Source organism: Trueperaceae bacterium, from assembly GCA_031581195.1.
In the GTDB taxonomy this organism is placed as follows: Bacteria; Deinococcota; Deinococci; order Deinococcales; family Trueperaceae; genus SLSQ01.
The window spans coordinates 1-14,731 of the sequence record JAVLCF010000059.1; the positions used below are offsets into that span (position 1 = coordinate 1).

Here is a 14,731-nt window from a genome sequence, read left to right on the forward strand (position 1 = left end):
GAGGCCGACGCGGACGACGTGGACGACGCGGACGCGACCGACGACGGGTCCGACGCCCCCTGGGACGACGACGACGCACCGAGCGCCGACGCGGCCTGGGACGCGCCCGACGGCCCGGCGTGGGTCGCGGCGGACGGGGTCCGGAGGTGACGCCGTGAAGTGCCCGCACTGCACGTCGAACGACACGCGGGTCGTGAACTCGCGCCCCTCCGACGACGGGCACGCCATCCGCCGGCGGCGCGAATGCGGCGACTGCCACCGGCGCTTCACGACCTACGAACGTACGCAGCTCGAAGCGCTCATGGTGCGCAAGCGCTCCGGGAAGGTCGAAGCGTTCGCGCCCGACAAGCTGCTGGAGAAGCTGCGGGTGGCGACGAACAAGCGCCCCGTCACCGAAAAGCAGTTGCGGGAGTTCGCCTACGGCCTCGAGGACGCCGTGCAGACCGCCCGCATCGAGGCCGAAGAGATCGGGAGGCGGACGCTGGCGTTCCTCAAGGACCTCGACGACGTGGCCTACATCCGCTTCCTGAGCGTCTACCGCGACTTCGATTCGGTCGAACGGTTCATCGAGGAGATCCGCCAGTTGGGCGGCGACCCGGAGATCGACGCCGCCGTCGAGGCGAAGGTCGCCGAAGCCCGCGACGAGGACGGCGACGCCTGAGCGGCCGCCGGCCCCGCCGCGCGCGGCGCACCCCGGCGTCCGGCGGTGCGCCCCAGGCCAAGGTCCCCGCGGCGTTCCTCGAGCGGCTCCGCGCGACGCTGGGGGACGACGCGGCGGACGCCGTCCGCAGCCACCTCGAGGGCCGCCCGGCGGCGGGCCTGCGGGTGCATCCGGACCGCATCGACCTCGCGACCCTCGCGGAACGGACCGGCTGGACCCTGACGCCGCTCCCCTGGACCCCCCACGCGGCGGTGCTGGACGCGCACGGCGCGCGTCCCGGCCTGCACCCGCTGCACGACGCGGGGGCGTACTACCTGCAGGACCCCGCCGCGACGGCGCCCGCCGCCGCGCTCGACGTCCGACCCGGCGAACGCGTCGCGGACCTCGCCGCCGCCCCCGGCGGCAAGGCGACGGCGTTGGGGACGGCCCTCCGGGGGCGCGGCACGCTCCTCGCCAACGAGGTGCACCCCGAGCGGGTCACGACCCTCGCGCGGAACCTCGAGCGGTTCGGGGTCGCGAACGCCGTCGTGACGCAGGTGAGCGTCGCCGACCTCGCCGACCGGCTCGCCGGCCACTTCGACGCGGTCCTGCTCGACGCCCCGTGCAGCGGGGAGGGGATGTTCGCGAAGAGCGACGCGGCGCGCCGCGACTGGTCGCCCGCCACGGTCCGCACCTGCGCCGCGCGGCAGGACGCCCTGATCGACGCCGCCGCCCGCCTCCTCGCGCCCGGCGGCCGCCTCGTGTACGCGACGTGCACCTTCGCGCGCGAGGAGAACGAAGCGGTCGTCGAACGCCTCCTCCGCACCCGGCCCGACCTGCGCGCGGACGCCCTCGCGCTGCCCGGCAGCGACCCCGGCGACGTCGCACCCGACGGGCCGCTCCCGCCGGACGCGGTCGCGCGCCTCTGGCCGCACCGCGCGCCGGGGGACGGGCACGTCGTCGTCCGCCTCGTGCGCGACGGCGCCCCGCCCCCTCGACCGGCGGCGGGGCCCCCGCCCCCCCTCGACCGCGCGGCGCGCGACGCGTGGACGCGGTTCGTGAGCGCAACGCTGAACGGCGGCGCGTGGGCCGACGTCGCCCCGACGGCGGTCGGGGAACGCCTGTGGGCGGACGCCGACCCCGACCTCCTCGAGCGCCTTGCCGGCCTCCCGGTGCTGCGGCGCGGGTTGCCCCTCGGCACCGTGCGCCGCGGCCGGCTCGAACCGGCGCACGCCCTCGCGATGGCGAGCCCCCCGGCCGACGTGCGGCGCCGCGTCACGCTGGATCCCGACGGGCCCACCGTCCGCCGCTGGCTGGCGGGTGAGGAGGCGTCGCGGGACGACCCCGGCGTCACGCTGCATCCCGGCGGCGACCCGGGCGACGGGTACGCGCGGGTGGAGGTGCTCGGCGCGCCGCTCGGGTGGGGCCGCCTCTCCGGCCCCCGCCTGCGGAACCTGCGGCCGAAGGGGCTGCGGCGGACGTCGCCCTGACGGCGCACGGGCGGTTGTCGCGCCGGAAAGGCGCGTGCTAGGCTACTCGTCGGCCTACGCGCAGCGGTCGTCCCCCGATCGTCACCGACGCGACTGCGACCGGCCCCTCCGGCGCCCCCGTGGCCGCCCACTCAACCGAAGGACGTGAGGCACGTGAAGACCTACTTCGAAAACGACCTCGATCACGACTGGGTGATCATCGACGCCGAGGGCCAGACCGTCGGGCGCCTCGCCACCCAGATCGCGCAGGTGCTGCGCGGCAAGCACAAGCCGACCTTCTCCCCGCACCAGGGCGGCGGCGACTTCGTCGTCGTGGTGAACGCCGACAAGGTCACGTTCACCGGCGCGAAGCTCGACCAGAAGATCTACACCCGCTACAGCGGCTACCAGGGCGGCCTGAAGAAAACCTCCGCCCGCGACATGTTGGCCAAGCACCCCGACCGCGTGATCCGTCGCGCGGTGTGGGGGATGCTCCCCAAGCACCGCCTCGGGCGTCGCCTCCTGCGCCGCCTGAAGGTCTACGCCGGCGCCACGCACCCGCACCAGGCGCAACAGCCCCGTCCTCTGGAGGTCGGATGATGGATCAGTACTACGGCACCGGACGTCGCAAGGAGGCGGTCGCGCGCGTGTTCCTGCGCCCCGGCTCCGGCAAGATCACCGTCAACGGCAAGGACTTCCAGGAGTACTTCCGCGGCATCCTCGTCGGCGTGCAGGCGCTCGAGCCGCTCAAGGCGACGAACACCGCCGGCCGCTTCGACGCCGTCATCACCGTCAAGGGCGGCGGCCCGTCGGGCCAGGCGGACGCCATCAAGCTCGGCGTCGCCCGCGCCCTCCTCGAGGTCGACCCCGCCTACCGCGACCTGCTCAAGACGTCCGGCCACCTGCGCCGCGACGACCGCGTCATCGAACGCAAGAAGTACGGCCTGAAGAAGGCGCGGCGCGCCCCGCAGTTCAGCAAGCGCTGAGCCGGGCCACCGCGTGACCCGTGCGCCGGTCGGTGGTCCGCCACCGACCGGCGTCGCACGTCGCCCGCCCCGACGCGGGCACCTGAGACGAAGGGACCCCCGTGGCCGACCTCCAGGCCGTCATCCTCGGCGTCGTGCAGGGCCTCACCGAGTTCCTCCCGATCTCGAGCTCCGGGCACCTCGTGCTCGCCGCCACCTGGTTCGGCTTCGCCGAACACGGCGAGTCGTTGGCGCTCGCGATCGACATCGCCACGAACACCGGGACCTTCCTCGCCGTCCTCGTCGCGCTCCGCGCCGACGTGTGGCGGGCCCTGAGCGGGTTCCTGCGCGGCCTCACGTCGGCGGAGGCGCGCCGCGAGGACGGCTGGCACCTGGCGCTCCTCGTGCTGCTCGGCTCCATCCCGACGGCGTTGATCGGCCTCACCCTGCGCGAGGTGTTCGAGGTCCTCAACGCCGCGACGCCGGTCTCGGTGGCGTTGATCGCGACCGGCGCGATCCTCTGGACCGCCCCCGCGCGCGGGGCGCGCTCGCGCCCCCGCGACCTCCGGCCGCGCGACGCGCTCGTCGCCGGCCTCGCGCAGGGGCTGGCGGTCGTGCCCGGCATCAGTCGCTCGGGCAGCACCATCGTCGCGCTGTTGTGGCGCGACGTCGACGCCGCCCTCGCGGCGCGCCTCTCGTTCCTTCTCTACCTCGTCGCGTCGTTCGGCGTGGCGCTGCTCGGGATCGGCGAGGTGCGTGACGCGCAGCTCGGCTGGAGCGCGATCGCGTGGATGACGCTCGCGTCGTTCGTCACCGGATGGGCGGCCCTCGCGTGGTTGTTCCGGCTGCTGCGCAGCGGACGCTTCCGCTGGTTCGCTCCGTACTTGTGGGCCGTCGCCGGCCTGACCCTGCTGCGCGGGGTGGTCGCGTGATCGGCCCCGCCCCCGGGCTGCGCGACGGCGCCGCCCCCCGCCGCGCGCTATCCTGGTGCGCTTGGAAGGAGTGCCCGACATGAGCGTCGTCACCCGCATCGCGCCCTCCCCCACCGGGGACCCGCACGTCGGCACCGCCTACGTCGGGCTGTTCAACTACGCGCTCGCCAAGAAGCACGGCGGGCGGTTCGTCTTCCGCCTCGAGGACACCGACCGCGAACGCTACGACGCCCACGCCGAAGCGGGCATCCTGGCGATGTTCGAGTGGCTCGGCATCCGACCCGACGAGGGTCCCGAGATCGGGGGGCCGAACGGCCCCTACCGACAGAGCGAACGCCTCGCGACCTACCGCGAACGCATCGACGCGCTGCTCGAGGCGGGCGCGGCGTACCGCGCCTTCGAAACCGCCGACGAGCTCGACGCGATGCGCGCCGAGCAGAAGCGGCGGGGGTGGCCGCTCGGGTACGACGGGCGCGGCGCGTCGCTGCCGCGCGACGAGCAGGAGCGCCGCGCCGCGGCGGGCGAAGCGCACGTCGTGCGCCTCCGCACCCCCACGGACGGCGAGACGACCTTCCGTGACCTGCTGCGCGGCGACGTCACCATCCCCAACGCCGAGATCAAGGACCCCGTCCTGATCAAGAGCGACGGCTACCCCACCTACCACTTCGCGAACGTCGTCGACGACCACGCGATGGAGGTCACGCACGTCCTGCGCGCCGAGGAGTGGGTGACCAGCACCCCCATCCACGCGCTGTTGTACCGCGCGTTCGGGTGGACCGAACCGGTCTTCGTGCACCTTCCCCTCCTGCGCAACCCCGACGCGAACAAGACGAAGATCAGCAAACGCAAGCTCGACACGAGCGTCGCTTCGTACCGCGAGCAGGGGATCCTGCCCGAAGCGCTGCTGAACTTCCTCGCGACGATGGGGTTCCACCTGCCCGACGGGCGGGAGGTGTTCTCCCTCGACGACTTCGTCGCGCAGTTCGACCCCGAACGCATCACGCTCGGTGGACCGGTGTTCGACCTGAAGAAGTTGCGGCACCTCAACGCGCACTACCTGCGCGAGGTCCTGAGCGTCGAGGCGCTCGCCGACCGCCTCGAGCCGCGCTTCGAGGACGCCGGCTACGCCTGGGAGGACGAGGACTACCTGCTGGACGTGATCGACGTCCTCCGCCCGCGCGCCGAGACGCTGCAGGAACTCGTCGACGCAGCCGACTACTTCTTCCTCCCCGACGACGCGTTCGCGATCCATCCCGAGGCCCGCAAGAAGATCGCGGCGGGCCAACAGGCGCTCGAGGACCTCGAGCGCGAATTCTCGATGCTGGACTTCTTCGACGAGGACGCGGTGGACGAGCTGTTGGACGGCTACGTGCGCTCGCGCGAAATCAAGAAACCGGCGGTCCTGATGCCGCTCCGGGCGGCCCTGACCGGCACGGTGAACGCCCCGTCGGTCACCGACCTCGTCGTGATCCTCGGGCGTGAGCGGGTGCTGCGCCGCATCGGGCGGGCGCTCGGGGAGATGACCGCGTCGCTGCCCGACGACGACCCCGCGGCCGCGGAGGCCGCCGCGGAGGCGGCGGCGGAGGCGGCGGAGGCGGCCGCCCGCGCGAAGCGCGAGGCGGCGATCGCGAAGGCCCGCGCCGAGGCCGCCGCGCGGCGCGGGGAGGCGCCCCCCGCCGAGGCCGACGACGCGTGAGTTGGTTCGATCGCCTCAAGCGCGGGCTCGGCAAGACCCGCGAGGTGCTCACCGCCGACGTCCGCGACCTCGCGACCGGCGCGCACGTCGATTGGGAGGACCTCGAGTTCTCGCTCGTCGCCGCCGACGTCGGGGCGCAGATCGCCGCCGACGTCGTCGCGGAAGCGAAACGCGAACGCGAGGCGGGCACGTCGGTCCACGAAGCGCTCGAGACGGCGCTCCTCGACCAGCTCGAGCCGGACCGCCGCCGCCAGACCCTGCGTCGGGTCGGCTTCGACCTCGACGTCGCCCGCCACCGGGTGGAACCCGCCGGGCACGTCGTCATGGTGGTCGGCGTCAACGGGGTCGGCAAGACCACCACCATCGCGAAGCTCGGGCGGTACTACCAGGAGGCCGGCCGACGCGTCGCCTTCGCGGCGGGCGACACCTTCCGCGCGGCCGGGTCGGCGCAGTTGGGGGTGTGGGGCGAGCGCCTGGGCATCCCGACGCACGTGGGGCCCGACGGCGGCGACCCCGCCGCCGTCGCCTACGACGCCGCCGCCGCGCGCGTCGCGCGGGGGCAGGACCTGTTGATCCTCGATACCGCCGGCCGGCTGCACACCCAGCACAACCTCATGGAGGAACTCAAGAAGGTGAAGCGGGTGATCGGCAAGGCGGACCCGGGGGAACCCAAGGACGTGTGGTTGGTGCTCGACGCGGTGACGGGCCAGAACGGCCTGCAGCAGGCGCGGCGCTTCCACGACGCGGTCGGACTGACCGGCGTGATCGTCACGAAGCTCGACGGGAGCGCGAAGGGCGGGGTGCTGCTGCCGATCGTGCGGGAGCTCGGGGTCCCCATCACGTTCGTCGGGGTCGGCGAGTCCGCCGACGACCTGCAGCCGTACGACGCCGCCGCGTTCGTCCGTGCGTTGCTCGGCGCGGACGAAGGCGCGGCGTGAGCGACGCGCCGCTCCTGATCGCGGCCGCTACGGCGACCGAACTCGCGCCGCTCGACGCGGCCCTCGACGGCGCCCGCGACGTCGGCGGCGGCCGCGCCGGTCGGTTGGAGGGCCGCCCGGTGGTGCTGGTCGCCACCGGCGTCGGGAAGGCCGCCGCCGCGGCCGGCGTCGCCGCGCACGTCGCCCGGTACGCCCCCGCCGCCGTCCTGCACGTCGGCGTCGCCGGCGCGTACGTCGGGGCGTTCCTGCCGGTCGGCGCGACGGTCGCCGCCGCCAGCGAGGTCGATCTGGACGTCGGCGTCGCGACGCACGCCTCGGCGGGCGGCGCCCGCATCGACCCGATGACGGACGTCGACTTCCCCCTCCCCGGCGCGACGCCCGTGCCGACCGACGCCGCCTGGCGCGAGGCGCTCGCGACCGCCGCCGGCCTCCCGCCGGAACCGTTCGCGACGAGCGACGCGGCGTCGGGCGACCTGGACGTCGCCGCCGACCGCGCCGCCCGGTCGGGCGCGGCGGTCGAATCGATGGAGGGCGTGGCGGTGGCCGTGGCGTGCGCCGCGGCGGGCGTGCCGTTCGCGGAGGTGCGCGGCATCGCGAACGTCGCGGGGGTGCGCGACAAGGCGCAGTGGGAGCTCGCCGCCGCGGTGCGGGGCGCCGCCGCCGCCCTGCGTGGCGCGCTCCGCGCCGCCTGAGCGGCGACGCACGCCCCGGACCGGGTCCGGGCCTACGGTATGCTTCTCCCATGGCTCTCGTTCCCGGACGCGACATCCTCGCCGCCGCCCGCCGCGACCAGTACGGCGTCGGCGCGTTCAACACCAACGACATGGAGATCACGCAAGCGATCGTGGAGGCGGCGGAGGCGAAGCGCAGCCCGGTCCTGATCGCCCTCTCCGAGGGCGGCCTCAACTATGGCGGGGCGGAGCTCCCCAAGCTGGTGATCGAGATGGCGCGCAGCGCCAGCGTGCCCGTCGCGGTGCACCTCGATCACGGCTCCTCGTACGCCTCGTGCCTCCGCGCGATCCGCTTGGGATTCACGTCGGTGATGATCGACAAGTCGCACGAGGACGAGGACGTCAACGTCCGCGAAACCGCCCGCGTCGTCGAGGCCGCGCACGCGGTCGGCGTGACGGTCGAGGCGGAGATCGGCCGCCTGGGCGGCGTCGAGGAGCACGTCGTCGTCGCGGAAGAGGACGCCATCCTCACGAAGCCGGACGAGGCGCAGCGCTTCATGGAGCGCAGCGGGGCGGACTACCTCGCCGTCGCGATCGGCACGTCGCACGGCGCGAACAAGGGCAGCGGCCGGCCGTACATCGATCACGCCCGCATTCGCGACATCGCCGCGCGCCTCCCCCACCCCCTCGTCATGCACGGAGCGAGCGGCGTCCCCGACGACCTCGTCCGCCGCCTCAACGCCGCCGGCGGGGAGCTGGCCGACGCGAGCGGCATCCACGAGGACGACGTCCGTCAGGCGGTCACCGAAGGCATCGCGAAGATCAACACCGACACCGACCTCCGCCTCGCCTTCACGACCCGCGTCCGCGAGGTCCTGCGCGACGACCCCGGCCAGTTCGACCCCCGCAAGATCCTGGGGCCCGCCCGGGACGAGATGCGCGCGGTCGTCGAGGCCCGCATGGACGTGTTCGGCTCGAGCGGCCGGGCGGACGGCTGGACCGCCGGCTGAGCGACTTTGGCTCCGTACGGGGCGCGCGTCGTCGCTCGTGGAGGCGTCACACGCAGGGACGGTGCTGAGCTGGGACCACGACGTCGCTCCGTGCAGACGTCACTCGCCTCGTCCTCTGCGGCCACGGACCTCGTCAGCGGCCTCCATGTCGGAAATGACTTCGTAAGGTGCGTGTGTATCCTCTCACGCATGAGGAATTCGAAGGCGAAGGCGTACCACTGGCGCACCCCCGTATCGAACCCCGTCCCCCTCGCCGGGCGACTCCGCCTCCTGGCGTTCATCCTCCTGGGTGTGCTCGGAGGCGTGGCCCAGGCCACGTCCTGTCCTCTCCCCAGCGCGACGGATGGGGCCTACGACGTCACCTCCCGCACCGACCTCGAAGCGATCGGATCGACCTGTCCGATGGACGGAACGTATCGCCTGACGAACGACGTCGACCTCTCGGGCACCGACTGGATTCCGATCGGCTGGGCCGCGAGCTCCACCGACGTCGTCCCTTTCACCGGGACGCTGCACGGGCAGGGATACGCGATCACGCATCTCACCATCGATGGCTCGTCCACCGTCAACGACGCCGGGCTCTTCTCCCGCCTCGAGGGTGCAACCATTCGATCGCTATCGCTCAAGGACGTACGGATCGAGCAAGCCGGCTTCACGTCCCCCGGCGTGGGCGGCCTTGCGGGAGGCGTATCGAGTACCGAGATCGCTCTCGTTCGAGACGTCACGGTGACGGGAGTCGTCAAGGACAATTCGAATAACCCCGCTGACGAAATCGGTGGGATGTTCGGGTTCACCCAAGGACCGACGCGCATCGAACGTTCGCACGTCCTAGTTAACGTGCGAGGAAAGGATGGTGTCGGCGGTGTCGTCGGTCGGTCGCGTTCGACGATCGCGTTCACGAACGTCCGCGTGAACGGAGATACCGAAGGCGGAGACGATGTCGGCGGCTTCGTGGGACGGAACGATGGGGATCTCCTCACCATCGAGAACGCCACCTTGACGTCCACCGCCGACGTCGATGCGGACGACAACGTCGGTGGCGTCGTTGGCCATGTCACGAGTGGGGTCGAGACGTACCTCACGAACATCACCGTAGACGGGGAGATAGGTGATAACTCGAAAGTCGGTGGCATCATCGGCAACCTAAATGGCGGGATGACGCTCCTCGAGAACGTCACGGTCACAGGAACCGTCGACGGGGACAGCGACTCGGGCGGCCTCATCGGCTACGCCGACTCATCGATCACACTCACAGACATTTCCATCAACGCCGATGCAGAGATCGTAGGCACAAGTGATGTTGGCGGCTTAGTGGGCCATGTCGCATACAGCACAAACGTACGGGCGTCCAGGGTCACCGTTGCCGGCCATATCGAGGGGACGAGTCCCATTGGGCGGGTCGGTGGGCTGTTTGGCCGTCTCTATGATCACGAGAACACGGTCAACGTCACGAACGTCGAGATTGCGCCTGCAGCGTGGGTCAAGGGCACCAAGGGCGTCGGCGGGCTCATCGGACAGATTTACGGTAAAGAAACCGATCCAAAACGTTTCGTGTTCTCCGATCTGACCGTCGACGGACTCGTGCACGGGACGGAAGGGATCGGAGGCGCCTTTGGCGACGTTTCCGAAGCCACGGAGCTCCATCGGGCGCGGATTGTGGCACAGGTTTCGGGCACCGCCGGTTCGGTCGGTGGCGTCGCTGGGGAGGTCGGTAGAAGCGACGGAGCCCTTACGATCACGGAAACGCTCTTCGAAGGCGAAGTCTCGGGTGAGGGATCCGGCGATGGGACGGGTGGACTCGTCGGCGCGTACTACCAGGGCGCCGACGCCCTCTCCATGCGCGACGTCCTCGTCGTCGGCCCGACCACCTCCACCGCCGTCACGGACGTCGGTGGCTTGATCGGGCATATCAATATCAATAAGGATGCCGACCTTCGTCGCGCTCTCGTTCTCGGCCCCCTAACGACGACGAGTGGCACACCAGGGACGCTCGTGGGCAAGGTCGACGGTTCGACGGTGTCCGTCACCGACGCGTTCTGGAGTACAACGACCAATCCGAACGCCCCCGCGATCGGCTCGGGCACCGTAACGGGCAACGCCCGCGGCGAGCCCACGGCCACCCTCCAAACGTACGCGACGTTCACCGAAGCCGGGTGGAGCATTGCCAACGGACGCCCGGCCGTCGAGGGGCCCGCGGACGCAACCTGGACCCTCTGCCGCGACGGCACCCCCACCCTCACCCGGTGGGCCCCCGAGCGTTGTCTGCCCGCCAGCAACGACGTCGCCACCTTTCGGGTCGGCGGGTTCGACCCGCGGCAACTCCGCAACATCCCCTTCGACGTCGCCATCTCGCTCACCGACGCCGAGGGCGACGCCGCCTATACCGAAGCTCCAAGCACCCTTACGCTCGTCGCGAACGGCGGCGCCGAGGGCGGCGACCTGCTCACGTATCCGGAGGACGCCAGCGCCCCCACGACCCCCCAGGTCACCGTTCCGGCCGGCACGGCGCACGTCACCTTCACCGACGTGTTCTACACCGGCCTCAGCGGACCCGACGGACGAGACGTCACCCTCACGGCTACCGGCGAGGACGGCCCCCTCGAGGGCATCCAGGTCTCCACGACCGACCTCGCCGTCCGCGACGTCGCCATGACGCTCGGCGTCTCCCCCACGACCCTCCTCCTCAACGGCGCCGACGTCGCCACCGTCACCGTCACCCTCACCGACGCAAAGGGCACGCCACTCGACGGCGAACCCATCACGCTGACCACCACCTCCGGAGGCCTCGGGCCCGACGCGACCCCCACCCTCGTACGCCGAACCAACCGCGAAGGACGCATCCAAGCCACGCTCACCCCTACGAGACGCGCTGGCACGGCCACCCTCACCGCGCGATGCCCCGGTGCCTGTCCCCGAACCACCACGATCACCTTCACCGGCGAGATCGACGACCTTCGCGCCGTCCCAGGCGACCAGGAGGCCTGGCTTTACTTCGCACCCCTCGCCGACGATGTCACCAACGTCCGCTACCGGATCGACAAAGGTCCCTGGATCGCCGCCGACCCCCCACGCACACGGGGGCCGTTGCACGTCACGCCCGATGCCGCCGGGACCGACCTCCGCAACGGCGTCCCCCACGTGGTCGAACTCCAAGGCCTCGAACGTAACCAAACCACCTCCGACCTGCCCATCGCCGGTCCCATCACCGTCACCCCGACCGACGTCGAACCCCCCGACGCGACCTGGGCCCGCATCGAAGGCGGTGAGGTCGACGCCGGCATCGAGGGCGACCGCACGCGCGTCACCCTCGACGCCAGCCTCACCAACGAAACCGGAGGCCCCCTCCGAGAAGTCTGGATCGACACGCCCCCTCAGGACGCATGGTCCCTCGGGGAACTCCGCGTCACCAACGCGGAACAGCGCACGAACCACGGCATCGTCGTCGAACGCGAGGAGGCCGGTTGGCGTGTCCGCTTCACGCGCACTCCCCTCCTCGCGGGGGACACCCTCGAGCTCACGCTGGACCTCGACGAAAGGAGCGACCGATGACCCGCAGTGTTCCCTGGCTCCGCATCGCCACCCTCCTGTTCGCGCTCGGCATCCTCGCGGGATGCAACAAACTGTCCGGAGGGGCGAACAACGTCCCCCCTCCGGTCGACAGCACCGTCACGCTGTGCACGGCCTCCGTTCCGCAGCCCGACGACACGGAGCGCGACTGCGACGACGTGGCCTTCACCTACGAGGCACCCACGCTCGACTAACCTCCGAGTCCGCACGCGCGCCCACGAGGGCCCCCGGACGTCCCGGGGGCCCTCGTTCGCGTGCGGTCCTGCCACGCCTTTCCCAACGCCATGCGCGCCACGATCGGCGTTCGCCGCTTCGTCGTTCAGGATTCCTGCCGCCCCGGATTCCGGTCCGGCGTGACGAAGACCGTCTTCTGTCGGGTGAAGCGCACCGCGCCCGGCGGGCCGCCCTTGACCTTCCACACGTGCTTGCGGAGCGTGTAGTCGACCGGGACGTTGTCGCCCCCCGCCGCCTTGCTGTAGCCCGCCGCGAGCTGCGCCGCGAACAGGATGACGTCGAACGGCACCTCGCGACCGCCGGCCAGGATCACGACGTGCGACCCCGTCCACCCCTGCGCGTGGAGCCACACGTCGAGGCTGCGGGCGACCCGGAACGTGACGGCGTCGTTCTCCTTGGCGTTGCGCCCCACCACCACCGTGAAGCCGTGCGGCGCGTCGAACCGCGCGCCGGGCAGCCGCGGCCCGGGCCGTTTCGCCTTCGCCAGCTTCGCGGCGCGCGCAGCGAGATCCGCGTCGCTCGCCGCGTCGAGCGACGCGAGGTCCGCCTCCAGCGCCGCCAACTCGGCAGCGCGGGCGTCGGCGTGCGCCAACGCCCGCTCCGCCCGCGCTTCGCGCCGGCGGGCCTGGTCGTAGCGGCGTTCGGCGTTGGCGGGGGCCGAGCGGGTCGGGTCGAGGTCCAGCGTCACGTCACCCCCCTCGAAGCCGGGCAACGTCACGCGCGACGCGCCGGCCGGCACCGCGTGCGCGTGCGCGAGGAGCAGGTCCGCTTCGCGTCGCAGGCGGTCGGCGTCGTCCGCGGCGGCGAGCGCCTTCTCCGCGTCGCGCTCGCGCTTTCGGGCCACCCGAAGGTCGTCGCGGAGGGCCGCCTCGACCACCCTCCGGTCGCGCGCGCGCCGCTCCGCCCGCCGGGCGTCCGCGACGTCGGGGCGCCCCCCCACCGCCTCCACGGCGGCCGACGGGTCGGCCGCGACCCGTTGAATCGCGGCGACGACGGCGTCGAGGACGTCCCCCTCGAGCGTCGCGTCGGCGGGCACGTCGGCGGCGTGCCGGATGGCGTCGGTCACCTGCGGGCCGACGCCGTCGAGGCGACGCTTGAGGTCGGCGAGCGTCGCGCCACGCAGGTGGTCGGCGAGCGCGTCGGGGGCAAGGGTGCGCGGATCGGGCTTCGCGTACGGCGGGGGCGGCACGTACGTTGCGCCCGGCACGACGGTGCGGTAGCGGTTGACGTCGGCCCCGACGCGGCGCGACGCCCCCACCACGGTGTCCTCCTCGTCGACCAGAATGAGGTTGCCGTTCCGTCCGGTGAGCTCCGCGACGAGGGTGACGGGGGGCGTCGGCGCGAAGCCCTCGTCCGCGGCGAAGCGGAGGTGGGCGACGCGGTCGAGCGCCGGCTGGTCGGCCCCGACGAGCGGGCCGGCGGCGCGGGCCCGGAGTTGCGCCTGGAAGGCGGTGTGCGGCCCGCCGGCGGCGTCGGGCAGGTCGTCTCGGAGCGCGAGGCGCGGGTGCGGGAGGGTGTCGACCAACCACACCACGGCGCCCCCCTCGAGGGGCAACAGGTGGGTGTGCGCGTCGAGGAAGCGCCACGCGCCCCGGCCCGCGGGCAGGCGCGCCCGGAGGCGCTCCAGTACGTCGGCGAGCAGCAACCCCTCCACGTCCGGCGACCCGCCGCCTAGTTCACGACCCGGTCGCGCCCCCCGAGCTGCCGCCGGGCCGCGGCGAGCGCCGCGTGGAGCGCGGCGGCGTCCTCGCCGGCGGGGTCGGCGTGCTCGAGCGCCGCGCGGGCGTGGCGGACGACGTCGGGGGCGGCGGCCACCCCGCGTTGTGCGTGGGCGTCGACGAGGACGTGCTGCGCCGCCAGCCACGTCGGGTCCCCCTCGGAGGCGGCCGCGACGGCGCGCTCGAGCCACGCGACCGCGTCGTGCAGGTCGAAGTACTCGAACGCGACCGTCCCGAGCGTCAGGCAGGCGGACGCCTCCGCGCCGGCGGCGAGGGCGCGTTCCGCGGCGTCCTGCGCGGCGCGCAGGTCCCCGAGCCGCAGGTGGACGTCGGCGAGGTCGGCGAGCGCGTCGGCGCGGTGCGGGTAGTCCGGGTCGCTCAGCAGGTCGTCCAGGGTCGCGCGGGCCTCGTCGAGCCGGTCGGCGTCGACGTACAGGATGGCGAGCTCGTGCGCGAGGTAGGCGCGTTCGTCGTGCGGCGCGTCCACCCGGACGGCGTCCAGCTCCGCGGCGGCGTCGTCGGGCCGCCCCAGGTCGGCGAGCGCGTCGGCGCGCGACGTGGCGATCGCCAACCGACGCTCGACGTCGCGGGCGTGCCCGGCGGCGGCGTCGAGGTGCTCGAGCGCCCGCCCGGGGTTCCCGATCGCCAGGTCGACCCGCCCGCGCAGTTCGTGCTCCCAGGCCAGGTCCTCCCCGCGGGCCGGAGCGTGCGGTGCGACGTCCAGGACGGCGCCCGCTTCGCGCGGCCGACCGACCTCGAGGAGGGCGGCGGCGAAGTGCCGACGGAGCCCATCGCGGTCGCGTGCCCCGGCGCCCTCCCAGGCGTGCGCGAACGCGTCGGCGGCGGCGTCGACCTCGCCTCCTACGCGCTGTCGGAGGCGGGCGTGACGGT

The 14,731-nt window shown here is 72.9% G+C and carries 13 protein-coding genes; 11 read left to right on the forward strand and 2 right to left on the reverse strand.

All coding sequences use genetic code 11. The features are described 5' to 3' along the window. Positions 1-154 precede the first annotated feature (154 nt). From nrdR to RI554_06930, 11 genes are all read left to right on the forward strand, one after another. On the forward strand, positions 155-661 hold the full coding sequence (nrdR, locus tag RI554_06880) for a transcriptional regulator NrdR (protein ID MDR9391738.1): 507 nt from the start codon (positions 155-157) through the stop codon (positions 659-661). Next, entirely contained in the window at positions 658-2,130 is a 1,473-nt protein-coding gene (locus RI554_06885; GenBank protein ID MDR9391739.1) for an RsmF rRNA methyltransferase first C-terminal domain-containing protein, read from the forward strand. Before nrdR ends, RI554_06885 begins: the two co-directional genes overlap by 4 nt. Positions 2,131-2,283: 153 nt before the next feature. Then, a complete protein-coding gene (rplM, locus tag RI554_06890; GenBank protein MDR9391740.1) occupies positions 2,284-2,709 on the forward strand; it encodes a 50S ribosomal protein L13 in 426 nt (141 codons plus the stop codon). After that, on the forward strand, positions 2,706-3,095 hold the full coding sequence (gene rpsI / locus RI554_06895; protein ID MDR9391741.1) for a 30S ribosomal protein S9: 390 nt from the start codon (positions 2,706-2,708) through the stop codon (positions 3,093-3,095). Before rplM ends, rpsI begins: the two co-directional genes overlap by 4 nt. 101 nt (positions 3,096-3,196) lie before the next feature. Continuing rightward, positions 3,197-4,006 (forward strand): undecaprenyl-diphosphate phosphatase, encoded by an 810-nt coding sequence (locus RI554_06900; protein MDR9391742.1) that lies wholly within the window; start codon positions 3,197-3,199, stop codon positions 4,004-4,006. A gap of 70 nt (positions 4,007-4,076) precedes the next feature. Continuing rightward, the gene (gltX, locus tag RI554_06905; GenBank protein MDR9391743.1) at positions 4,077-5,702 is read left to right on the forward strand and encodes a glutamate--tRNA ligase; all 1,626 of its coding nucleotides are present in this window, start codon (positions 4,077-4,079) and stop codon (positions 5,700-5,702) included. Continuing rightward, positions 5,699-6,640: a signal recognition particle-docking protein FtsY gene (gene ftsY, locus RI554_06910; GenBank protein ID MDR9391744.1), complete on the forward strand. Its 942-nt coding sequence runs from the start codon at positions 5,699-5,701 to the stop codon at positions 6,638-6,640. Before gltX ends, ftsY begins: the two co-directional genes overlap by 4 nt. Beyond that, the gene (gene mqnB, locus RI554_06915) at positions 6,637-7,332 is read left to right on the forward strand and encodes a futalosine hydrolase (GenBank protein ID MDR9391745.1); all 696 of its coding nucleotides are present in this window, start codon (positions 6,637-6,639) and stop codon (positions 7,330-7,332) included. The genes ftsY and mqnB overlap by 4 nt, the downstream gene beginning before the upstream one ends. 50 nt (positions 7,333-7,382) lie before the next feature. After that, positions 7,383-8,321, forward strand: a complete 939-nt coding sequence (fba, locus tag RI554_06920) for a class II fructose-1,6-bisphosphate aldolase (GenBank protein MDR9391746.1) — start codon at positions 7,383-7,385, stop codon at positions 8,319-8,321. A 189-nt stretch (positions 8,322-8,510) separates the two neighbouring features. Beyond that, positions 8,511-11,870, forward strand: coding sequence for an invasin domain 3-containing protein (locus tag RI554_06925; protein ID MDR9391747.1), 3,360 nt, complete (start codon positions 8,511-8,513; stop codon positions 11,868-11,870). Then, positions 11,867-12,082: a hypothetical protein gene (locus tag RI554_06930; GenBank protein MDR9391748.1), complete on the forward strand. Its 216-nt coding sequence runs from the start codon at positions 11,867-11,869 to the stop codon at positions 12,080-12,082. The genes RI554_06925 and RI554_06930 overlap by 4 nt, the downstream gene beginning before the upstream one ends. Before the next feature lie 125 nt (positions 12,083-12,207). Here RI554_06930 and RI554_06935 read toward each other — a convergent pair whose 3' ends face one another. Both RI554_06935 and RI554_06940 read right to left on the reverse strand, forming a co-directional pair. Then, positions 12,208-13,776: an NFACT RNA binding domain-containing protein gene (locus tag RI554_06935; protein MDR9391749.1), complete on the reverse strand. Its 1,569-nt coding sequence runs from the start codon at positions 13,774-13,776 to the stop codon at positions 12,208-12,210. Positions 13,777-13,793: 17 nt separating this feature from the next. Next, positions 13,794-14,731 (reverse strand): tetratricopeptide repeat protein (locus RI554_06940; GenBank protein MDR9391750.1); only part of this gene is annotated, 938 nt, incomplete at its 5' end.